Below are 22,574 nucleotides of genomic sequence, written 5' to 3' on the forward strand. Positions count from 1 at the left end.
TGCAAGACTGATATCATGGTTCTACTTCCTTGAATGGAAAAATCTGACCCTCGCTCTCAAGTGTTTAGGCTGAGAGGGCGATCGTTATTCAATGAGTAGGAGTTAGACTAAACCTAGTAGGTCGAATTCTCCATCATTCAGTAGAAGCACTCTCTATTTCTAGAGAAGACTCAGAATTCCACCTACACCAAGCGGTCTTCTGGTTCTCATAATTTTACGTTACTCGTTTGATGTTGAGTGGGATGTCTCGACGATGGGTTGATGTCCTAAAGCCTTTTCAATCTCACTAATCTCGCTGTTGGCATCCTTACCTTGCCCAAACGATTTCCAGGCATTAGCAATTAAGCTGTCAAGAGATTGCAATTCTTCAGGAGATAGATAATCAAAATCACCAACATCAAATGCTTGGGCGATTGATGCTAGGTATCCTTTTTGCTGGTCTCGTTGACTCATGACTAACCTCACTTTTTCTCACGGCTTGTTAACGCGGCACATTTTCCATATTTTCCCAGAGGTCATAAACCTGTTCCCCAGAACAGGTCACTTCCACTTCTAGACTACAATCATCGTAACGTATCAGCCCTTTCTGACTGGACACACCAGAGATAGTTAGTGTTTAATCGACTGAGTTCAGCCAATGAGTTTAGCAGAAATTAAGCTATCACCTCAATCTCACTGCGACTTAACCAATGCCGATTGCTGCCGTGAACCACCTCAACTTCTCCGGGCATTATAAAAACAACTCGTAAAATATCATCATGAAATCGCTCGATCGACTGTTTGTTGTGTCCGCAGTATTTCACAGAATCATTCACACGCACGGGTTGTCGTGAGCGAACGGCAGAATCTTGTTCGTAGGGTGTTTTACTCATAGAAATACTCCATTATTTTTCTTGTAACCATTTCAGTCCATCGGTCAGGGCTTTCCATTCATCCGGGTGGTAACACGCTTTCAGCTTGCGGAATAGGTTCTTCCACACCTCTAACGGTAGGATTGTCCAATAGGTTCCTTCAAACGGAAGATGGTGAACAGCCTGTAACACCTGAGAGAGCGGTAAGGTATATTCTGTACCCAGTGCAACATGGAACCTTGCCAACATTTCCAACTGCATAAATAATGCTTTCCAATCTTCAGCTTTTAGAATGACCGAAGGCTTGTTTTCGTAGCTCAAGATTAGAAATCTGAATCCCTTTTTAGCACTGATGCTATCTAGGGGCGATAAATCAGGGCTGCCCGGAGTCCCTTCAAGATGATGCTCTAAGAGGGCTGGTGCTTCCCACCATTGCACAGATTCGCCTGGACTCAGACTTTGGATTAAACTCAACGCCTCTTGATTGGTATACATCTGTTTCACCTCTACCTTGACCCTGATTCTGTTCTGAGCTACCGGCGATCGAGTGAGGAAGAACCAGAGCCGTCATTCTTCTCACTCGCCTCCAGGGAGGACAATTCATTGAAGTGCTGCAATCAGATAGTCAAAGTAAGTTCCGACTTCGTTCGCATCCTCGGTAGACATCATGCTAGAGGTAATGTTTTTCATTGCCCGAACTCCTGCCGCCACAGATTCGATTGGCGTACCCAGCGATCGATACATTTCACGCACACCCACTACTCCAATTTCCTGAATCGGTGTGGTTTCGCCCGCTGCCACACTGTAGGTAATCAAGCGCAGATAGTAATCCAAATCCCGCAGGCACGTTGCGGTCATTGCCTCACCATAGGCATTACCCCCCGGAGAGACAAGATTTGGACGTTGCTGGAAAAGTTGCTCTCCCGCTTGCTTGATAATGCGCTCTCGGCTTCCGGTTAAGGCTTGCACCAGATGTACCCGCCGATCGCCACTCTGCACAAAGAGCTTGATCTGCTCCAGTTCTCCAGGGGTTGGATAGCGAACTTCAGCATCTGCATTCACGATCATTTTGGTGATAATACTCATTTGTCAACTCCTAATGAATTAAACTTCGACATGACTGGTCGCTTGAACCTGCTTCAGTAAATGGTGCAGGGTTTCACCCTCGAAGGAACTTGTCTATTTAAGGGAAATTAAATGCTTGATTTCCCTATAGTATGACAGTGTTATGTTGCAGTTCTAGAATGATTTGATGAATTACGATAAGAAAGTTAACAAATGGGTGCCTCATCTGCTCGCAATGGATAAGCGAGTCTGAAGTGGAACTACAGAAACATGATCAGCGACTTTGAACAGTGATTGCGGCAACATGGATCAATGATCATGAGACTGCAAGATATTTGCGATCGCAATCGAAAACTATTGTGGATAAAGTGAGCACGGACTGTGGATTAAATAATAACTGCAATCGTTCTGCTTAGTTGACTGGGCGGGCAGGACTTCGGCTTGAGATCAGTCGAAACGCTACCCACCCCACAAGAATGACAGTTTCAGTCGATCGAAAACGAATGTATCTTGGTGTCAATGTCTGCGATCGACTCCCCTAAATCCCTCTTATAAAGGGAGATTTGAAGCACCTTTGGCTCGGTTCCCCTCTTTTTTTGAGGGGAGCTAGGGGGGATCTCAACAGGATTTGTGTTCTACTGAATCCGGCGACTTTATACCAGACTCCAGAAGTGCAAAACCCCCTGGCTTGTTAACAACTCGATCAAGACTGCGGATACAAAACCGATCATTGCCAGGCGACCATTCCAAATCTCAGCCTGGGGAGTAAAGCCCCAACGCCAGGCATTGCGATCGTTGATGGGTGTAGAGGCAGTGTTTGGGGTACGGGACATTGTGGTAACTCCAGATTCGTAAGTGCGTTTTGTGATATGTTCGTAGCGATAGTGGCAGTATCAGGTTCAATACTGCCAATCAGAAATCACTTTTTAGTTCTACAAAGAAGCAAAGTCTAGATCTAACTTCCATTCGTGCTTCAGGAGATCCTGATACATTTTCTCTCGGATCATCATGTGTCGATTTTGCAAGACCAGCAGGTTTTGAGCTTGCTCAAGAGACATTTGCTGCACTTGATCATTAAATGATCTAAGGCTGAATTCTTGCTCCAGTGTAAGTTCGATCGGTTGGTCTGTCATAATATCCTCCTATACCCTGGTTAGGGTAAAAACCCGTTGCTTGACCTGATTGCTTGATCCGGCACTCCCTATCTTGAGCCGTAGGTTTGAAGTTGCACCGTTGACTGCATTTAACGCCTGACTATCAGCAAAAGCAGTTAAGGAAATCGGCGTAATGAACGGAACAACAATGAAAGTTTTAAACTTGTTATAGTGCTGTTCCTGATTGCCTGACAAAACTCCTGAGACCTTGACTCTCCTGTAGGTTGGGTTAGCGATAGCGTAACCCAGCAGAACATAGACTGGCGTTGGGTTTCACGTTATTCAACCCAACCTACGGAAAAAATTTTGTCAGTCAACCAGGTGCTGTTCTTCAAACGGAGCAGACTTAGAGGGGTGAATTATTCTCTACCACACAAGTAAACAGTCAGTTTTTGTCAAAGCTTTTTTGTTGATTGCGTTAGGGCTTTATCTTTTCTCGTTATTCCGTCGTATGTAAACTATCATAACAAAGTATTTACAACTGTGACGGTTTTGAGTGGTAATGCTGTTTTTTGTCGGCTTAACGATCGTTGGTGTCGTTCAAACTCAGGTACAGCAAAAATTTGAAGAGATAGACTTAAAGAGACGGAAGGGGCACAAGTTGTCGTCTAAAGCTTAAGTCGCCTCGTACAGCACATGACTCGAATTTAAAGCGGGTTGCAGAAGCGGTTGAAAAACTTGCCCTGTTAGAGAACCGATCGCCCTGTCAGGGGATTGACTCAGCACTGAATGAACTAGCACCGCAACGAACTCATCCAGATCTAGAGGCTTAGTCAGCCATTGGTCAAAGCCTGATGAGAGTGCCCGCTGACGCATTTCTTCAGCTACGTAAGCCGTTACTGCAATCACTGGAACCTCTTTTCCCCACTTGCCAGTCAGGGTTCTCACTGATTGCACCAAGGCAAAGCCGTCCACTGCTGGTAAAGCAATTTCGCTGACTAAAACATCCGGTCGCCACTGCACGAGGAGTTTCAGCACTTGTCTTGTTAAAGATGCCGTTTTTACTTCTACGCCGTAGGGCTGTAGCAGCAGTGCAATCAAATCGCACGAATCAACATGATTGTCCACCACAAGAACTCGTAGTCCTTGGAGGGAAATAGAATGAGAAGGAAACCTATTGTTTGAATACATTGCGGTTCTCCTTAAGTTTCAATGCACAATCATCGTTAAAAAAATTGGCAATCCCGTTACGGGATTGCCAGGTACGAGAGAATGATAACTTGCTGATTTCCCTACAGTATGACAAAAGGTTGTTTTGTTTCTTGTCTGATTTCTTGTCTTGTTTGATTAACAGAAGTATGAAAAACAGAGGAAATGAAAAACTTGTTTGTTCATATCATTAGTCAAACATCAGAACTCAAAGACTGCAATCGCTGCGTCCACATGCCCCTGCCAGATCGGTCTACACCAAGGAGTCGGAAATCTCTGCTCAGGAGCTTCGGGCTTCAGAACATAGAAAAGCCGACCTGGAACACGATGGAAATGCTCGATCGCCCCTGGAAGCGGCCCCTCAAAGTTACTGAAACACTTACCCAGATTAGTCATGAGTTGTGCCATCAGGCATCTTGGTATGACTCATCTCTGTTCTTCTAAAATTTCCCCCCTGAATGTCTGCACCGGTCAGATCCGCTTCACCCAAATAGGCTCCATCTAGATTTGCCCCTCCCAGCTTTGCTTCCTTCAAGTTGGCTCCACTCAAATCAGCACCTCGTAAATCGGTACCTGCTAGGTTGGCTCCACTCAGGTCGGCACCTCGCAAATTTGCCCCCCCTAGATTTGCCCCACTCAAATCCGCCCCATTTAAATCGGCATCTGTCAGGTCAGCTCCACTCAAGTCTGCCCCACTTAGATCAGCATGGGTTAAGCAGGCTTGAATCAAATCTGCGTCTGCTAGCTTGGCCTGATTCAGAGCTGCCTGCTCAAGGTGCGCCTTGGTCAAGTCGGCTCCTCGTAGATCTGCACCAATGAGATGGGCACCCATCAAGTGAGCACCAATTAAGTTCACATTGGTCAAACAGACCTGAACTAGGCTGACTCGGCTAAAGTCCCGTTCTCCTGCTGCATATCGTTTTAGAATCTCTTGAGCATCCATATTCTTGGCTCCAAAATATGCAAACAGATAGGTAAAAAGGAATTCTTAGCTAGGGATTAGTCTTCATTCCTTCTATTTAAAGCCGTTCGCAATGACTGTGATACAAATCTGATTCAGTGAAGTGTCATATCTTCATTATATTAGATAGACAAATATATTGGATAAACTCATTTCGTTTCTCATTCTATAGAGAATTTAAATTCAGAAGCTTTAGACTCGCCATTCTCGTTCCTCAATTTCTTTTTGGGGCAACAACAGGGCCGCTTCAATTTCCTGCCGCACTGCCCCCGTGACTTCACAATTGCTGTTGAGGCAATCGAGCAACAACTGGTTCGCATCGTAATAGCGTTGCAACACCTGCTGTTGTTCTGGGCTGAAGTGCCAGTTCTGTTGCAGGTTATGATGCTCGGCGATCGCCCCTTTCAGTTGCTTTGTCCACGCCAGATGATTGGCTTGCCACCAATTCTCAAATTGAGTTTTATCCTGGGTTGGGTCAGGCAGTTGGTCTTTCAAGTGTTGCAAGGTTTGCTGTAATCCAATATCTAGAACAACCACCAGCGCATTACTCAAAGCATCAGCACAGGCATGGGCATGGGCAAAATCGGGACTCGAATCCATCGCGCATTCTAGCAGCAGATCATCTAAGGCGATATCCAGAAACATTCCCTGATCCAGGGTGCAGGCGAGGGCAAAGTGGGAGGCAAGGTGCGGCGATCGAGTCAGGGCTAAATAAAACGCGCGAGTGGCAGCCGGAGGAGTGGGCGGAGTCCGGGATTTCTGGCTGGCCCAGGTCAAAAACTCCTGGAGATAGGAATCTTGGGCTACGATCGCATCGATGTGTTGCTTCATCAAATGCACTAAAGAATCGGCACTACGCAACATCGCAGCAGTGAGCAAAAAGATTTCGCGCCATCGCGGTTCGGTAATGTGGTTGACTAAGCGTTCCAGGGCTTGCTCTAACGCTTCTAAGTTGTGGCTGGCAACAATTTTTCGTGCCATGAAATATTCTTGAAACGCCAAATAGGAAAACGAGAAAAGCCCCCGGACGCGCTCTGTTAACAAACCGTGTTGCAGCTCGATCGCCTTGAGTATCCCTTCACTGTCAAGTTGTAGTTCTTCAGGTTCAGTGGGTGCATCCGGTAGTTCCTGAACGTAATCACTAATGTATTGCTCAATCTCTTGCTGTTCAAAGAAGTGATGTCCTTGTTCAAACGTTGCGGCGGCAATTTGACTCATTAGCCTGAGCTTTTGGGGCAGTAAAAACCCCCGGTAGATCTCATCCCGTTGGATGCCTCTAGACTCGTCCCATTTGCCCAGAAGTAAGTCTAAACATTGCTTATAAAACTGCGCTCCTTTTGTGGGAAATTTTTCTTGGCGATGGAACACCCAGCAAGCCAGATGCAAGAATAAAGGATTCACCACCAGGCGGCGCAGGTGCAAGTTTTCAGGGCGGTCTAATTTCTGGATAAACTGAACCCCGAGTTCCTGCTCAATGGGAGCGTGAGTCAAGGTAGTGAACCACTTCTGAGCAAACGCAGCAATTTGGTCTTGGGTGAACGGAGCAATCTCCACGTCCGTAAACCGTTGGATTGTGTAGGATTTAGCTGCTGTTCGACAAGTCACCACAAACAGATTTTTTTGATAATTCTCGGAAAAGCGACGAATTTCATTGATCACCGCTTTGCTCTCTGGCTGAAGGACTTCATCCAGTCCGTCTAGCAGCAACATCACTCTACCCTGACACAGCAAGGTTTCCAGCACCGATCGCTCTGTAATGCCTGAGGTGAGAAATTCTGCCTGGATATATTGCAATAAGCTGTACTCGCCGGATGTTTTTGCCTCGCCAGCAAAATCCCTCAAGGTAATAAAGATCGGTACCCGATCGGCGGCAAAGTTGCCTTGATTGCACTGAATCGCTAGATGCTGTAAAAAGGTCGTTTTTCCAGATCCTGGTTTACCCAACACGCGCAGTTTGGAGGCGGTTTCAACGGCACTGATGCCTGGAATTTGCTTTAAAGCAACCGCACCTAAGCCAACGCGATCGAACTCTTTGGGTGGCAGATCTTGCAGGTTAGTGAGTTCTAGCCACTGCTGGCTAGGGATTTCTTCCAGAATATTGACATCAATATAAATATCATCAATGCTCGCCGGGCGATTGATATCGAGTAGTTGCAGCGTTCCACACTGGTCTTGGATTTTCCCCTGCCGTTGCGATCGCATCTGTTGCACCAGAATGTCTATACCTCCACTCTGAACCGGTTCTCCAGGCTCAACAAACTCGGCTGGCGGATTTTCGGCAATCGCTCGCCAATCCAGTTCTAAAACAGAACACAGTTCAATAAACGTATGGCGTTCGATCGGACGACCCGTAAAAAATCTCCAAACGGGCTGACGGGTCTTTAAATTCACTTCGCCTGCCAGGTTCTCCTGTGTCCAACCCTTGCGGGTGAACGCTCGTCTGGCTTGTTGAATTCCAGGTTGGGAAGCATGGAGCGATCGTTTTGCCATGAGAAGAGATGCCCCAATTTTTTGCTGAAGAAATATGATCTAACCCTGTGCCATTAATACTGATCTTATACCCTTCTTATACCCTCAGGAGTTAAGCAGTTGGAGGAGCACAAGACAAGGCAGGTTTGAGGATCAGGCTCAAACACTGATGCTGACCAATCATACGTAACGGTGAGTCATAATCGCTCGTCTGTACCAGTGCGACTTTTGCCGCATCGAAGATGGGTCAAGACCTCTACCCTTCTCGCAAATTCAACCAGCCACCACTAAAGAACCGGGTGAAATTATGCGGATCGATGTGCGATCGATGTGCGATCGATGTGCGATCGATGACGCTTTAAGAGCAATATGATCAACTATCTCTGGAAGATACTGATCAAGGATAGTGGGCATTGCCCACCTACGATGCGGGTGGGGTTGTTTGAATCTGACTGTCGTTCCAACTTCACCTTTGATGAAGTCGCTAATGACGCAGGTATTGAGGAGATAATGCATCAAAATAGCTCCGGTTCATGGGGCGGAAGGAGTTCGTCACAGTAAGACTCAAAAGCTGGAAAGTCAGGGTTTTTTGTGTAGGACAAAACGGCTTCTGACCATTGAGCAGTGGGAACAGATGGCATTAGCGAATGGGGTTAATTCGGCTAAAAATTCGAGAACTGGCAGAGGAGCGAGGCTGGACGCTGAAAGAAGTCGCTGAACGATCTGGCTTGAATTACAGTACTGTCAAGAACTATGCTCAACGCGATGCCATGACGATGACCAATTACACTGCCATTCTTCGATTAGCTCGTGTGTTTGATGTGGCGATGGAAGAACTGGTCGAAGTCTTGGAGGAGTAGGGGCGATCGAATTATGGTTGATTCATGCCCAAGAAAATTCGTGAGATGGGAGTGGTATTTCGTCAAGGATAGAAAAAAAGCCTGATTTCGAGAGCTTTGTCTGGTAAGGATTCTGAAAATGACGATTATTCTCCATTCTTTAAGAAATAGGACTACCTCTCATCGTTCTATCTTTGTCATCAGTATTCCATTCATCCAGTAAATGGGATCAAGCAAATGGAGAATTAGACATTGGATTTTCTCTTTGGAATTTCAGCTTTTGCTAATGGGTTGGCAATCCTGCTTTTTTCCAGGCGATCATTCCGCCTGTGATGTTGAACACCTGGGTGAAACCTGCATCCACCAGGGTTTGAGCTGCGATTGGACTGCGGTGAGCGGTTAAACAAATAACAGCGATCGACTGATCTTTGGAAAACTGCCAAAACCACTTTGGGAGTAACCACGTGCAGAGGAAGGGAACCTGAATCATTAAAATGCGGGGCAAACTCAGGTTGATGGCCGTAGGAGCGTGGAATAAATTGAATTCAAGCCGACTCCTGACATCGATCAGTTGTGGTGGTTCGGCGAGTTGAACAAATTCTTCTGGAGTTAGATGAGTCACGTTTGGTTTGAGCGTAGATACAGACATTATGCAATTCTCTCTATTTCATCAGGTCTTTCTTCAGATCACCCTCTGCGAGCCTTGCCCGCCGAACTTTAATCCCCAGATACATTGCATAAAGTGAAATAACGGCTACAACTCCCATGGCAATGGGATGTAGGAGGCTAAGGTAGGGTTTGAGAGCCACTAAACTATCCGAATTCATGATGGTTCTCTCTAAATCACTTTTATCTTACAATTACTTTACCATTGTATAGCTAATTAGTTATATTGAGGAGGGATGCAAAAAACTTCGCATTGCAATTGCCGTGAAATCATCATGAAGATGGACATACCCATGAAGGTGAGTGTGGATGTAACCAGGCATAAGGTTCTGTAGGACAGTTTTTCAGATCAGCCCTATTTGAACTGTTCAACCAATCGATCGATCGCCCTCTGGGCCCTTACACTCAAGGAACGTCGATCGACCTGGGTTTGCAGAAACTTGAACTGAGTTGCGGCGCGATCGGTTTCCCCCAGAGCCAGAGCTGTCTGGACTAAGAGGGTTCCCGCCAGGGTAATTTCGCAGGGTTGATTGATGGATTGAGCAGTTTGGAGGGCGGCTTCTGCATGGGTCATGGCTCGTTCCAATTGTTGGTGATTCAGATCAACCTCAGCCGCTCCCACCAGCACGTAGGCCAGCATTCGTTTTGCATCCACTTGATACAGCAAATTAATGGCTTGCTCCAGGTCTACTGCTGCTGCCGATTGCTGAAGTTGATAGTTCGCCAGAGCCGTCAGAGCCGTTGCGATCGCCCCTTCACTGCCCTCTTCCGGAGTTTTCGCAGCGACGATCGCCATTTCATGACAGTAGGGCAGGGCAGCGGCAGGATTTCCGACTTCCAATTCCAGCATCGCTAAATAGCTGAGTACATTACACTCACGCCAGTGATCCTGTTCAGCTTGAGCCATTTGCAACGCCCGTTGTAAGCGAGGTTGCGCTTCTGCATAATTGGCTTGATAGGCATACACACAACCCAACCCACATACCAGATCGATCGGTTCGGCTCCTACTCTGTCTGCCAGGGATTCTGCTTCCAGTAACAGGGCTTCAGCCCGGTTCATATCCTGCCGAATTTCAGCCAGACAGGAACCGCTATAGGCTAACAAACGGGCCGCAGTGACGGGACTGGACACCCGGCTAATCTCGGCGGCGCGAAGGGAATGTTCATGAAGCTCGGTAAAGTTGCTCCGATTCACATTCATCATCATCAAGGTTTCCAGCCCAATGCCCTCCGCTTCCTTCAGTCCTAACCGAACGGCTGCCTGAATCAGTTGCTGTACCTCCTGTTCCAGTTGAGTGGCCCGATCGCCTGTCACCCCTGCAATGGCACGCACCCACAGCAAGCTGAGATGTAGTCGAATTCGGGTGCGATCGTCCAGGTAGTTGCAATGTTGAATTCCCCTTTGGCCAGTTCTGCTGCTTCCGTGTAGGCAAACAACTTTAAGCATTGCTCTGCGGCCGCTAGGGCAGTGGAGGCCGCCAATTCATGATCGCCTCCCAGGGACGCGTGATGGGCAATATCGCTGGCCAGGCTGTGGGCTGCATTCATCTGGATGCTGGATTGGGTGCTGGATTGAGTGCTGGATTGAGTGCTGGATTGGGTAAAGCGTTGAACGGATAAGAACTGTTGATACAGTTGATGGGCAATTTGCAAATGCACCAAACAGCGTCGCGGTTCGGAAAGCTGTTCGTAAACTACCTGGCGCACGATGTCATGGGCAAAGTCATAGCCCCGTTCCCGGCTTCCCCCCGAACTCCATTCACTGCCAATTGCACCACTGGGCCGAATGATTGCCTGCTGTTCCAACTGCTCGATCGCCATCAGCAATTTCGACAACGGATAATCGGCAATCTGTCCAACAATAGTGGGTTGAAAGCTCCGACCAAAGGCCGCCGCCCAGGACAAAAATTCCCGCGCCGACTCATCCAACCGTTGCAGCCGATCGTGAATTAGGCTCTCTAACGTATCCGTTTGAGTCGGGTGATGATCCTGAGCCAGGGCCCGAACCACTTCCAGGGCAAACAGGGGATTGCCACCACTGTCATCAAACACGCGATCGGCCAGTTCAATGGAGAGATCGATTTTGCTCAGTGGAGGAGCCTTGCGAATCAGTTCCAGGGTTTGGGCCCGATCGAAGGGTTGCAATTCCAGGGTTTGCAGCCGCTGCTCTCGACGGAGGGCTTGCAGGACTTTTGCAATGGCAGCATTTTCCTGTAATTCTTTAGAACGTCCTGTGTAGGCAAACTGGATGGGGACATGATGCAGTAACCGAATGGCATAGTGCAGCAATGCGGAAGAGGCTTCATCCATCCACTGAATATCATCAAACAGGATGACAATTGGGGCTTGAGATGCCCATTCGGACAGAAGCTGCACCACTGCATCAAATAAATGACTGCGATGACCTCCGGTCGGTCGTAGACCGGGGGGAGTATGTCCTGCCTGCCCCACTTCTGGCAACAGCAAGCCCAGCTCTGGGGGGAGCGGGTGAGTGGGTAGGGTGAGCGATGACCTCCGGTCGGTCGTAGACCATCGGAATGCATCAATCCAAACGCCATAGGGACGCACCATTTCTGGGGCAAATCCCCGTCCCCACAAGACCTGCACGGATTCAGCCTGCAAAAGCTCTTGTAGTTCTTCCAGAAGGCGCGTTTTGCCAATCCCCGGTTCCCCCTTCAGCAGTAATACAGGGGCAGCTTTTTGGGTTGCAGAGGCATGATCTCGGTTCAGGATTGGACTGGCCCAGGTTTGGATGACTTCCCATTCTCGATCGCGTCCAACCAGGGGTAATTCCGGCGAGTTTGAATCAATCTGAATGGAGGGTTTAGTCCGTGCTGAGAAAGGAACAGTAGATGGAGAAATTGGCTCATCTTCTCGCAATAGCTGTTCATAAAGTTGTCGCGTTGTCGTACTGGGATCAACTCCCAATTCTTCCCGCAACACGGTCATACAGCGGTGATAGACCTGAAGCGCATTCGCCCGATCGCCACTCAGACCATACAGTTGCATCAGGGTACAGTAGGTGGCCTCGTTGAATGTATCCAGGCGCAGCAATTGTTGGGCACAGTCCAATGCTTCCCGGTAGTTTTGTTGGGACTCTGCCAAGTGAATTAACTGCTCTAAGACTCTGGCGTATTGTTGCTGCAGCCGATCGCGCTCCAGGACAATCCATTCATCCTCACAGCCGGGCAACAACTCTCCGCGATAACTTGCCACAGCCTGTTGCAGGATCGATCGGGCTTGCTGAGGATCAGCGGTTTGGGCAGCGGTAATTGCCGCTTCAAATTGAGCCACATCCAACGTCACGGGAATTTGGGGTTGCCAGTGCAGGGTTTTAAAATCTGTCACAAGCAGTTGATCGGCGTTGGGCAGGGTGTGGCGGAGGTGGCTCAGGGCTTTACGCAGTTTGGTGCGGGCCTGGGTGTCCGTGGAATCGGGCCAGAGTTGGCAGGAAATTCGCTGTCGGGATTGGGGGGTGTCTGGATGCAGGAGCAGATAGGCCAGTAACGCCTGCGATCGGTCGGGGAGGGAGCCGATCGGTTGATCATCATCCAGGAGGGAAAATTCTCCTAACAGGCGAATGTATAGCATGGGAGGAGGCAGGAGTTAGGGGGAGGAAGAGGCGGAAACCGTCAGGGGTAGGGCAGCGTTGACCAGGGAAAGCAGCGAGCCAGTCTGTTCCTGTCCGTTGGTGGCCAGTTCACTGTAGCAGAGATAAACTCTTTCTTCGGCTCGGTAGAGTAAATCCAGCACCTGCCGTTCTAACCGCCGCTGATCGGCTTCCAGGGTATCAGCAGCCGTCCAGGGGCGACCGTGCCACTGTTGCAGAAATAGGGGTGCGCCAAATAAAACGGCTCCACCCGTCAACCAGTAGGGGGAACCCGCATCCAGCCAGAACTGCCACCGATGAAACCGTCGATCGCTGCGATACTGATAGATCGTTGCTAAAGTGACTGCCTGACTGGTTTTGCCCATCGGCCGCACCGGATAGGGATCGGCGGTAATCGTCCCTTCCCGCAGCAGCCGAATAAACTGTTCCACCGTTGGGGCAGCCAGACCGTCCGATCGGCTATGTTGCCGCAATCGCGCATCCACTTCCCAGTAATGCTGGGCCGTTTCCATCAATTCCCGCAGCGCAGCGAGTTGATCATAGGGCAAATGACTCCCGCCGTAGAGAAACCGTTGAATGGCCCGATCGAGGAGAACGACCGGCGTGGGGATCAGCCGTTGCTGCTGCTGATCTTTTTGATCGGCAATCCATGCCCGCAGGTTCTCGTAGGCTTGAGTGGACTGATGTCCTAAGCGATCCCAGCGGGGAAATGTCGTGGCTGGTAACAAGTGAGGCTGATTTGGATCCGGGACAAAGCAATGATCGGTTAACAGTCCAGCCCGCACCGGATCGATCGCTCCCTGTACACCTGGGGTTTGACTTAATAACACCAGCATTTCCGCCACCGTTTCCCGACTCAGTAGTCGGCCCAAACCAGGATAGATCAGGGCTAGCAGGGTCAGCAGGGCGCGGATCAGGGGAGAGCTGGCCAAAGGATGCTGATCGTTGAGGGAGAGAACGGGGATGTCTCGACGGGTGAGAATTTCGCGGAGGGTGTAGCGAGCGATCGCATCTAAACCGGGGGCAATGACGGCAATTTCCTGGGGTTGAACCTGCCCAGACTGCACTGCATCCACGATTCGCTCCGCCGTTTGCCGCAACAGTTCTGCCCTGGAGGTCGTTTGCAGGGTTTGAATGGAGGCGGGTAATTGGGGCAGAATCATTGGCTGCTGTAACCATTCCACCACCGTACTACCCCAGGTGGCTCCGACACTGCGATGACCTCCGGTCGGTGGTAGACCATCGGGATTCTGGGTCAGGGTTTCCCCCTGCTGGCAGCGATCTGCCAAACTATTCAGGGCATCGGGATCCGCTCCTAATCCAACTCGAACCCCGCCAACTGGGTTGAAGGTGAACAGAATGGGAATTTCATGGTCAAGGAACACCTGAAACAGCGATCGCATCACCGCTGGATATTCATCGACATCATCCGCCAGAACTGCATGGTAACGCCGCTTCAGATGGTGCTGATAGGTGGAGTGGGGCAGCAGATACCGCCAGTAGAGTTCGGTAATGATCCCATAGGTGAAGATCCCCCGCTCCATGCACCAGTGCCACCATTGCGCTAACGCTTCCCCCATTGCCTCCCACAGTTCTGGGGCATCCTCTAGCTGCCCAAAGCCTTGAGCCAGGATCAGGGGAATGTCTTCATGGGGAATGCCTGCCGTCGCCGCCAGTTGTAGTAAATCCAGGGTGCGCCGCACCACAAAGTATTCCTGAACCCCCGGTTGCTGGAGTCGTCCTGCATCCAGGGCGGGTTGCCAGAGTTGGGTAGCGAGTTGCTGTTCGGTTTCCGGTCGCAGGCGAATGGGGAACTGGGTTTTGAGCTGGAGGGTTTCGACGATCAGGGGCAAGAACAGCGTCACCTCATCCTGGAAAAAGCCCAACGGTGTGGCAGAGTCCACGCGGTACTGGCCCTGGGTTACAGCGGCGATGCGATCGTCCAGTTCCAGGCGATTGTCTCCAGTGGCAGCAAAGACTAAAAATGTAGAGAAGGGGCGAGCGGGAGAGCGAATGGTGGGGGTTTCAGCCCAGGTGCAGAGTTGCTGAATCAGGCGGTGGGTCTTACCACTGCGGGTTGCTCCATAAATCCAGATAGAATCCCGATACACCGATTGCCCCTGGGTAAATTTGATATGATACTACGTACATTTAAACCGATAAACCCAATGCTCTAAAGCAAATTTAAAGAGAAATCTTCAGCCTCATCCTTGCTCCCTCGACCTGGACTGCCAGACTGGTTCTATTGATGGCAATCTTGCGGGTATTAATTCTGATATTCAATTAATGTCATTTCTACCTATTATAATCCGTTATGTTTTTAAAATCCCAGAAAATTTTTGGGGAATGTAGATAGAAATTGACGTAAATTGAACAGCAGCCAAATAATTTTTACCGTCTAATTTTGTCAGCCAATCTCGATCGAGGTGGCGATTGATCCTGAACTAAACTAATCCTAATCCAAAACGCATCACCAGGGATGATCTATTAATTCGCTCTGTAATTCATACATTCATAATGAGAAGCAGTGTTTTAGACTCGATTAAATCCTATTTTCGGACTGCAAATCGCTGGTTTCTGAGAACGCCAGAGCGGGCACTGGATGAAGCCTATGAAGCAGCGCAGGCAATTCGACGTTTGGAGGAGGAACGGTTTAATGGCAGCCGGATTCCCACCGATTCGGGTAGCTATGGCCGCATTGCCCAGGGCTATTTCCAATCGGAGCTGAAAAAGAATCTGGACATCATCAAAATCCGCATCTCCGAATTTCGGATCAGCAGCGCGATTTTCCGTCTTTCCAGCCGGGTGATTACGGAAATCCCCGTTGAAGACAATACGGCAGATTTGCAAAACATCAATGTGATCGATCGCCAGGCAGTCATTCTCCGAAAGCTACAGCTCATTGATGAAATTCTCAGCCGCTACGGCATGGCACAACCCGACCCAGCCTCGGTGATTGTTATCTCTGAGCAAAATTCCGCAATCCCTGAGCCGGAAGCCTCGGTCGATCGCCCTGCCGCTCTTGAACGCCCCGTTAGACGATCGCTGCGAAATTCTGTCCCTCCAGGATCAAATGGTCAAATCACTGGAGCAACCTCTGCAAATTTAAGCAATGCCAAGATGAACGATCCTGCCGCCCGAAAAGATCTGCAATCCAATAAGTCCATTACTGAAAAAACGGGTGTTTTGCCCCGATCGATCCTGGAAACCGTCGATCGCATTAAGCGAGAACTGGATCCAGAGGCTGAACAGCAGGTTGTCCGCGATTTTCGTAAATCTAAGGCTCGCACTATCATTTCCCTCAGGCTGGTTTTGTTTCTGATTATTATTCCACTCCTGACCCAGCAGGTAACTAAGACCTTTTTAGTTGGGCCAGTGGTCGATCGCTTCAGAAGTCCGGAACAGGCCACGGTATTTTTAAATGAAGACATGGAAATGGAGGCACTGGGAGAATTAGAACGATTTGAACAGCATCTACGGTTTGAAATTTTAGTAGGACGCATTCAACCGCAATCAGAAGAAGAAATCGCCGATCGAGTGCGGGAACGGGCCCAGGAATTAGAAACTGAATTTCGTCGTTCCAGTTCGGATTCTGTTAAGAATGTATTCGCTGATATGTTCGCCCTGGTTGCTTTTACTTTGGTGCTGGTTAATAGCCGTAAAGAAATTGAAGTTTTAAAGTCATTTATTGATCAAATGATCTATGGACTGAGTGATAGTGCCAAAGCATTTGTCATCATTTTGTTCACCGATATGTTTGTCGGGTTTCACTCGCCCCATGGCTGGGAAATTCTGCTGGAAGGCGTTTCTCGCCATTTTGGTTTACCCGCCAACCGAGATTTTATCTTCCTATTTATTGCTACCTTTCCGGTGATTCTAGACACCATTTTTAAGTACTGGATTTTCCGCTATCTCAACCGCGTTTCTCCGTCTGCCGTTGCCACTTATAAAAACATGAATGAATAGCGAATGCTGTTATGCCTCCCAAACCTTTAACGACGGATAAGCTCTCTTTTGTGGTTCCCATGATGACCGGCAGTTTATGGCAGGCGGTTGGGGCAGGGATGGGAGCAATGATTGGGGCGGGAATTTTTGTTGGGTTGGGGATTGCTGCAGAAGAGGTCGATCGCCATTTGCTGGAATCTCTGCTGTTGGCTGCCCTGGTCGCACTGGGCAGTGGACTCAGCCGATCGCAGTTAGTCTCTTACCACCGACAGGTTTATACCCCGATTACGCAGGGTAAATCACCCCATTCCGATGTCTACGGCTACAGCGAGGGACTGCTCAACTCCTGGTTAGGGTTTGCCGCAGCCTGGTCTTTGGCACTGGCACTGGCTGCAACGGCTGCAACGGCCGCAATCGGCGCATCGGGCTATTTGTTCGTGCTATTGCCTGTGGATCTGGTCTGGCAGATCCCGATCGCCCTGCTGATCGTGTTTAGTCTTGCAGCGTTGCTCTGGAGAGGATTACGCCCCCTGCAACAGTTCAAGCGGATTTCAACGGCGATTGGCGTTCTCACCTTACTGTTCTTTACAATTGCTGGGCTGCGGTCAGTCGGGATAGAGGGCGTGGAAAGTACCTTTCCGGTGGAGGAATCTGGTGTTGGAGCCTCCTCGGCCGTTGGTCTGGTTCAGGTGTTTCGAGCCACTAGCCTACTGGTGGTTGCCTTTGCTGGATATGGCCAGATCGCCCGGTTGGCCCAGACTCCTCAAACACCGCGCTGGAGCGTGGGGAAAGCCTCAGGATGGACGTTAATTATGGTGCTGCTGCTCTATGGGGGAGTGGCGATCGCTGCCGTTGCGGCCATTGGTACCGTTGGGTTAAGGGATGCGGTTGAAGCCTATGGCGCACCGTTGGCCATTGCAGCTCGAACGTTTACTATACCGGGAAGTCTGGCGATCGTGGCGGTTGGAGCCAGTTTAACCCTGCTGGGGACGGTCAGCTACCTGCTGGTGGAGTTGGTGCGCGTTCTGTGGATGATGGGGCAGCGACGCGATTTACCGAGATCCCTGGCCCAAATCAATTCGGTTCGTGCTTTTCCACCCTTTGCGGTTCTCTGGGCGGGGGGAAGCATCGCCTTCATTGTTCTCTCTAGCGACCTCCAGTCCATCTGGAATTTTGCTGCCTTTGGCTTTTTGCTACACACGGCAATTACTAATCTGGCGATGGCACAACTGCCTGCAGGTGCTCACCGATATCTGCGCTGGTTTGCTCTGATCAGTGTGGCCCTATGTATCTTTTTGATCTTCTGGTTGGACTGGCGCGTTTGGCTGCTGGGAGCTGGACTGGTAGTTGTGGGGTTGGTGTGGCGTGGGATTAACCTTTGGGTCATAGAGCAGTCTGATGAATCGGGCTAGGATGCGATTTGCTGCTCTTGGTGATCAGCTTGGTGAGCAGTTGATGATCAGCCTGATGATCTGGTAGAGCAGACAGATCGGGCGGGCTAGTTTCCTCAAATCCAGCTATCATAGCGTTTGTTGCAGCGACTACAAAGTATGGGCAGACAACGTTCACTCCTGGCATTAATTTTGATCCTGGCGATCGCGGCGATCGTCGTCCTGGCCACGATTCCAATTCAGTTGGGACTAGACCTGCGGGGTGGTTCTCAGCTTACCCTTCAACTGCTCCCCACCGAAGCGGTGCCGAATATCACTCCAGATAAGCTGGAGGCGGTGGAAAGTGTGATCCAAAACCGCGTCAATGGTTTGGGAGTTTCAGAGGCGCAAGTGCAAACCGCTGGGCAGGATCAATTGATCGTGCAGTTACCAGGGGTGAGTGATTCGGCCCAGGCCGAGCGCGTACTGGGGGGAACGGCCCAACTCGACTTTCGACAGCAAATTCGCGGTACGGAAGCCGAGCTACCAGTAGAGTTTAATCTGCGATCCCAGGCGGCCGCAGCGTTAGAACGAGCCAGAGAAAGCGGTGATCCAGCGGCGATCGAGGCGGCTCAGGCTGAGTTAGGGGTGCGGGATGCGGCCATTGCGTCCCTATTCCAAAAAACGGACTTGACGGGGGATCGGCTGCGGGATGCTAGGGAAACCTACGACAGCTCAACGGGAACCTGGCAGGTGAATCTATCCTTCAATGCAGAAGGCGGCGATCAATTCGCTGAAATTACCCGCAACGTGGCTGGAACCGGGCGTTCCCTGGGGATTTTCCTGGACGATCGCCTGATCAGTGCTCCCACGGTGCAGGTGCGGTACGCTGAAACCGGAATTACAGGGGGACAGGCCAGCATTTCTGGGGCGTTTACGACTCAGGAAGCCGCAGACCTGGCGATCCAACTGCGCGGCGGTGCTTTGCCCGTTCCAGTGGAAATTGTGGAAAACCGGACGGTAGGCGCAACTCTGGGACAGGACAGCATCCGACGCAGTATTTACGCTGGGGCAGCGGGGCTGATCCTGGTGTTAATCTTCATGGTGGTGTATTACCGTTTGCCAGGACTGATTGCTGACCTATCGCTGCTGGTCTATGCTCTGTTGACCCTGGCAGTGTTTGACCTGGTGGGCGTGGTGCTGACTTTGCCAGGAATTGCTGGATTTATCCTCAGTATCGGGATGGCGGTGGATGCGAATGTGCTGATTTTTGAGCGCACCCGCGAAGAATTGCGATCGGGCAAAACGCTATATCGCTCGGTGGAAGCTGGATTCTATCGCGCTTTTTCCAGCATTTTAGACAGTAACGTGACGACGTTGATCGCCTGTCTGGCCCTGATTTGGCTGGGGGTAGGGCTGGTGAAAGGATTTGCTGTCACACTGGCGATCGGGGTGGTGGTGAGTATGTTTACAGCCCTGAGCTGTAGCCGTACCTTGCTGTTGTTCGTCTTGAGCTTCCCCCAATTCCGTAAACCCGAACTATTCATCTCCCAACGTCCTTCTCCCCTCCAAGCTGAGAAATCATCATGAAACTGCATATTATTCGAAAGCGATCGTTGTGGTGGACGATTTCCGCTCTTGCTATTCTGAGTGGCATTGTCGCCATGTTCATCTCCTGGCAGCAAATTGGCACGCCGCTTCGACCGAGCCTTGACTTTGTCGGGGGAACCCGGATTCAACTGGAGCTAGACTGCACGCAGCCGAATAACTGCGATGAGCCAATCACCCCTGGAGCAGTGCGGGACGTTCTGGCACGACAAGGGTTAGAAGGAAGCTCGATCCAAATCCTGGATGACTATGGCGTTTCGATTCGGACTTCTGGACTCACCGCCGATCAACGGGTACAACTCCAGGAGGATCTAGCGGCGGAAATTGGCACCTTTGACCCTAACCTGACGCTGATTGATTCCGTTGGGCCCACGATCGGACGACAAATTTTTACCGCTGGCTTACTGGCCCTCATCGTGGCCTTTGCTGGCATTACCGTTTATCTGAGCTTCCGATTTCAGCTCGACTATGCTTTCTTCTCCCTGGTTGCCCTGTTCCACGATGTGCTGGTGACGCTGGGAGTGTTTTCCATTCTCGGTTTACTCCTGGGAGTTGAGGTCGATAGCTTATTCATCGTGGCTTTGCTGACGATCGTGGGTTTTTCCGTCAACGACACGGTGGTGATTTACGATCGCATCCGGGAAACGATTCAAGTGAACCCCGATCGGCCGATCGACGATATCGTGGACGATGCGGTGAACCAAACCCTGGCACGCTCCATCAACACAACCTTAACGACCACGCTGCCCCTGATTGCCATCTTCTTCCTCGGTGGTGATACGCTGAAATACTTTGCCCTCGCCCTGATCATTGGCTTCATTGCCGGAGCCTATTCCAGCATTTTCGTCGCCAGCACCCTCCTCGCTTGGTGGCGAGAACGCAGTGAGAAAGCCATTCCAGCAGTGGTAGATGAGGTAGAGGGGTGAAGGGAAGTAGGAAGAGGGAAGAGGGAAGAGGGAAGTAGGAAGAATAGAACATTTGACTGCGCTTTCCATCTCTATCCTGCTCCCTTTTCCACTTTCAGCTTTCACTCTTCATCCTTTCTCACCCCCTCTTCCGCCTTCCTTACTTCCGGACTTCCGCCTTTTATGATCTATGGGCAAAAAATCAGTCACTACCGAACAGCGCGTCGTCCTGTCAAACGTCAGTTGGACTCAGTTTGAGGAACTGCTTCAGGAGTTGGGCATTGAGCGACAGGCTCGGCTCACCTACCGGCGGGGACAGTTGGAACTGATGACTCCCATCCCAGAACACGATCGCTGCCATAAGCTGCTGGAGTCCTTCATTATGGTGCTGGTGGATGAGTTTTCTCTGCCTGTGACAGAGGTGGCTCCCGTCCTGCTGACTCATGTTGAGATGGGGTATGCTTCTGAACCCGATGCCTGCTATTACTTCCGGGAAGAACCTGCTCTGAAAAACCAAACAGAAATTGATCTCACCCGCTTGCCTGCCCCTGATCTCGTCGTAGAAGTGGCGTTGACCAAAAGCAACATCGAAAAACTGCCTATTTATGCAGCTTTAGGGATTCCGGAAGTCTGGCGATACATTACAACGGCTGGAGAAAAAGTGCTGGAGGGCAAGCTTTTGATCTATCAGCTTCAGGATGGTCAGTATCAACAAACTCCGACCAGTCGCCAATTTTCCTCCGTCAACCACGATCGCATTACCCTGTTCATTGAACACAGCGATTCCATGAGTCTGGCCACGGCGATCAAAATGCTGCGTGCCTGGGTGAAGGGAGAATAAACCAGGATTCCCGATATCCCTGCTTCCCTGCTTTCCATTGGCGTGGCACAATGAAGTGATTTGATTCATGATGCTTTGTTGAGCTTAGAACCCTCATGACTATTCATTCCACACTTCAATTGGCTTTCACTCAGAAAAACGCCCTCAAGGTCATTAGTGGTCTGACCAACTTCAACTCAGACCGGGTAGCGGCGATCGTCAGAGCGGCTGATCAGGGAGGAGCCACCTTCGTTGATATCGCAGCGGATCCTGCCCTGGTTCAATTGGCTAAACAGTTGACCAATTTACCTATCTGCGTATCCGCCGTTGAACCAGAAAAATTTGTTGCGACCGTAGCTGCCGGAGCCGACCTGATCGAAATTGGCAACTACGATGCTTTCTACGCGCAGGGACGACGGTTTGAAGCCGCAGAAGTGCTGGAATTGACCCAGCAAACGCGATCGCTTTTACCAGAAATCACGCTCTCCGTCACCGTTCCCCACATCCTGGAACTGGATCAGCAAGTGCAGTTAGCGGAAGCCCTGGTGGATGCCGGAGCAGACATCATCCAGACCGAAGGCGGCACCAGCAGCAGCCCTATCCATGCCGGAACCCTGGGATTAATTGAGAAAGCCGCTCCCACCCTGGCCGCAGCCTACGAAATTTCCCGTGTGGTTACGGTTCCCGTCCTCTGTGCCTCTGGTTTGTCCAGTGTTACTGCTCCCCTGGCGATCAGTGCCGGTGCATCGGGGATTGGAGTCGGTTCTGCCATCAACCAGCTCAACAGCGAAATCGCCATGGTTGCAGCCGTTCGTAGCCTGGTAGAAGCGTTGGCAGGTCGTCAGGTTGCTGTGTAATTAGGCTGTGTAATTAGGCTGTGTAATTAGGCTGTGTAATTAGACTGTGTAATTAGGCTGTGTAATTAGGCTGTGTAATTAGGCTGTGTAATGAGGGAATGAAGCATTTGCGTGGATTCCTGAGCAATCCATCTTGGCGCAAATGCTTCTACTCGTCTAGAACATCAGCTTCAGGGGCAAACCAACTTTCTACTCGCCCTCCCACCGATCGTCGCTTTTCGGTTTATCTGTGAAGTATTCAGATTCCACTCCCCCCTCCCCCCTTCCCCCTCCCGACTCCCGACTCCCGACTCCCGACTCCCGAC

General features: G+C 50.3%; 23 protein-coding genes and 1 pseudogene. 7 read left to right on the forward strand and 17 right to left on the reverse strand.

What is annotated here, in order from left to right:
* Positions 1–219: 219 nt before the first annotated feature.
* The 12 genes and pseudogenes from ACM1PF_RS22685 to ACM1PF_RS22740 all read right to left on the reverse strand — a co-directional run bounded on the left by ACM1PF_RS22685 (position 220) and on the right by ACM1PF_RS22740 (position 8,290).
* Positions 220–453 (reverse strand): hypothetical protein, encoded by a 234-nt coding sequence (locus ACM1PF_RS22685; protein ID WP_416667200.1) that lies wholly within the window; start codon positions 451–453, stop codon positions 220–222.
* Positions 454–653: 200 nt separating this feature from the next.
* Positions 654–872, reverse strand: a complete 219-nt coding sequence (locus ACM1PF_RS22690; RefSeq protein ID WP_416667203.1) for a hypothetical protein — start codon at positions 870–872, stop codon at positions 654–656.
* Positions 873–884: 12 nt separating this feature from the next.
* Positions 885–1,346 carry a hypothetical protein gene (locus tag ACM1PF_RS22695; RefSeq protein ID WP_416667206.1) on the reverse strand — a complete coding sequence of 154 codons (462 nt, stop codon included), beginning with the start codon at positions 1,344–1,346 and terminating at the stop codon, positions 885–887.
* Positions 1,347–1,451: 105 nt separating this feature from the next.
* Entirely contained in the window at positions 1,452–1,937 is a 486-nt protein-coding gene (locus ACM1PF_RS22700) for an allophycocyanin (protein ID WP_416667208.1), read from the reverse strand.
* A 632-nt stretch (positions 1,938–2,569) separates the two neighbouring features.
* Entirely contained in the window at positions 2,570–2,749 is a 180-nt protein-coding gene (locus tag ACM1PF_RS22705; RefSeq protein WP_416667211.1) for a chlorophyll a/b-binding protein, read from the reverse strand.
* A gap of 99 nt (positions 2,750–2,848) precedes the next feature.
* A complete protein-coding gene (locus tag ACM1PF_RS22710) occupies positions 2,849–3,049 on the reverse strand; it encodes an NblA/ycf18 family protein (RefSeq protein ID WP_416667214.1) in 201 nt (66 codons plus the stop codon).
* Positions 3,050–3,685: 636 nt separating this feature from the next.
* Positions 3,686–4,201 (reverse strand): response regulator, encoded by a 516-nt coding sequence (locus ACM1PF_RS22715; protein ID WP_416667215.1) that lies wholly within the window; start codon positions 4,199–4,201, stop codon positions 3,686–3,688.
* Positions 4,202–4,420: 219 nt separating this feature from the next.
* On the reverse strand, positions 4,421–4,615 hold the full coding sequence (locus ACM1PF_RS22720; RefSeq protein WP_416667218.1) for a hypothetical protein: 195 nt from the start codon (positions 4,613–4,615) through the stop codon (positions 4,421–4,423).
* On the reverse strand, positions 4,608–5,162 hold the full coding sequence (locus ACM1PF_RS22725) for a pentapeptide repeat-containing protein (RefSeq protein ID WP_416667221.1): 555 nt from the start codon (positions 5,160–5,162) through the stop codon (positions 4,608–4,610). Before ACM1PF_RS22725 ends, ACM1PF_RS22720 begins: the two co-directional genes overlap by 8 nt.
* Positions 5,163–5,372: 210 nt before the next feature.
* The gene (locus ACM1PF_RS22730) at positions 5,373–7,670 is read right to left on the reverse strand and encodes an NACHT domain-containing protein (RefSeq protein ID WP_416667224.1); all 2,298 of its coding nucleotides are present in this window, start codon (positions 7,668–7,670) and stop codon (positions 5,373–5,375) included.
* Positions 7,671–8,078: 408 nt separating this feature from the next.
* Positions 8,079–8,165, reverse strand: a pseudogene (locus ACM1PF_RS22735) (type II toxin-antitoxin system VapC family toxin); the annotation flags it as partial.
* Positions 8,165–8,290 carry a hypothetical protein gene (locus ACM1PF_RS22740; RefSeq protein ID WP_416667227.1) on the reverse strand — a complete coding sequence of 42 codons (126 nt, stop codon included), beginning with the start codon at positions 8,288–8,290 and terminating at the stop codon, positions 8,165–8,167. The gene ACM1PF_RS22740 and the pseudogene ACM1PF_RS22735, both read right to left, overlap by 1 nt.
* 6 nt (positions 8,291–8,296) lie before the next feature.
* On the opposite strand from ACM1PF_RS22740, the gene ACM1PF_RS22745 reads away from it, so the two are divergent.
* Positions 8,297–8,509 carry a helix-turn-helix domain-containing protein gene (locus ACM1PF_RS22745; RefSeq protein WP_416667229.1) on the forward strand — a complete coding sequence of 71 codons (213 nt, stop codon included), beginning with the start codon at positions 8,297–8,299 and terminating at the stop codon, positions 8,507–8,509.
* Positions 8,510–8,771: 262 nt separating this feature from the next.
* Here the strand turns inward: ACM1PF_RS22745 and ACM1PF_RS22750 are convergent, their stop codons facing one another.
* The 5 genes from ACM1PF_RS22750 to ACM1PF_RS22770 all read right to left on the reverse strand — a co-directional run bounded on the left by ACM1PF_RS22750 (position 8,772) and on the right by ACM1PF_RS22770 (position 14,875).
* Positions 8,772–9,137: a rhodanese-like domain-containing protein gene (locus tag ACM1PF_RS22750; protein WP_416667232.1), complete on the reverse strand. Its 366-nt coding sequence runs from the start codon at positions 9,135–9,137 to the stop codon at positions 8,772–8,774.
* A 13-nt stretch (positions 9,138–9,150) separates the two neighbouring features.
* Complete coding sequence (locus ACM1PF_RS22755) at positions 9,151–9,315, reverse strand: DUF4079 family protein (RefSeq protein ID WP_416667234.1); 165 nt, start codon at positions 9,313–9,315, stop codon at positions 9,151–9,153.
* A gap of 194 nt (positions 9,316–9,509) precedes the next feature.
* Entirely contained in the window at positions 9,510–10,496 is a 987-nt protein-coding gene (locus ACM1PF_RS22760) for a hypothetical protein (RefSeq protein ID WP_416667236.1), read from the reverse strand.
* Positions 10,466–12,745, reverse strand: a complete 2,280-nt coding sequence (locus ACM1PF_RS22765) for a BTAD domain-containing putative transcriptional regulator (RefSeq protein ID WP_416667239.1) — start codon at positions 12,743–12,745, stop codon at positions 10,466–10,468. Before ACM1PF_RS22765 ends, ACM1PF_RS22760 begins: the two co-directional genes overlap by 31 nt.
* A gap of 15 nt (positions 12,746–12,760) precedes the next feature.
* Positions 12,761–14,875: a recombinase family protein gene (locus tag ACM1PF_RS22770; RefSeq protein WP_416667242.1), complete on the reverse strand. Its 2,115-nt coding sequence runs from the start codon at positions 14,873–14,875 to the stop codon at positions 12,761–12,763.
* Positions 14,876–15,281: 406 nt separating this feature from the next.
* Here ACM1PF_RS22770 and ACM1PF_RS22775 point away from each other — a divergent pair, with 406 nt between their 5' ends.
* The 6 genes from ACM1PF_RS22775 to ACM1PF_RS22800 all read left to right on the forward strand — a co-directional run bounded on the left by ACM1PF_RS22775 (position 15,282) and on the right by ACM1PF_RS22800 (position 22,269).
* Positions 15,282–16,730: a proton extrusion protein PcxA gene (locus ACM1PF_RS22775; RefSeq protein WP_416667244.1), complete on the forward strand. Its 1,449-nt coding sequence runs from the start codon at positions 15,282–15,284 to the stop codon at positions 16,728–16,730.
* Between the two features lie 11 nt (positions 16,731–16,741).
* Positions 16,742–18,121, forward strand: a complete 1,380-nt coding sequence (locus ACM1PF_RS22780; RefSeq protein ID WP_416667247.1) for an APC family permease — start codon at positions 16,742–16,744, stop codon at positions 18,119–18,121.
* A 138-nt stretch (positions 18,122–18,259) separates the two neighbouring features.
* A complete protein-coding gene (gene secD / locus ACM1PF_RS22785; protein ID WP_416667249.1) occupies positions 18,260–19,669 on the forward strand; it encodes a protein translocase subunit SecD in 1,410 nt (469 codons plus the stop codon).
* A complete protein-coding gene (gene secF / locus ACM1PF_RS22790; protein ID WP_416667252.1) occupies positions 19,666–20,613 on the forward strand; it encodes a protein translocase subunit SecF in 948 nt (315 codons plus the stop codon). The genes secD and secF overlap by 4 nt, the downstream gene beginning before the upstream one ends.
* A 169-nt stretch (positions 20,614–20,782) precedes the next feature.
* Entirely contained in the window at positions 20,783–21,433 is a 651-nt protein-coding gene (locus ACM1PF_RS22795; RefSeq protein WP_416667253.1) for a Uma2 family endonuclease, read from the forward strand.
* A gap of 95 nt (positions 21,434–21,528) precedes the next feature.
* Positions 21,529–22,269 carry a DUF561 domain-containing protein gene (locus ACM1PF_RS22800; RefSeq protein ID WP_416667256.1) on the forward strand — a complete coding sequence of 247 codons (741 nt, stop codon included), beginning with the start codon at positions 21,529–21,531 and terminating at the stop codon, positions 22,267–22,269.
* Positions 22,270–22,574 lie beyond the last annotated feature (305 nt).

The sequence above is a fragment of the Egbenema bharatensis FJBBOT/2019 genome, assembly GCF_048077055.1.
GTDB classification, from domain to species: Bacteria; Cyanobacteriota; Cyanobacteriia; order Elainellales; family Elainellaceae; genus Egbenema; species Egbenema bharatensis.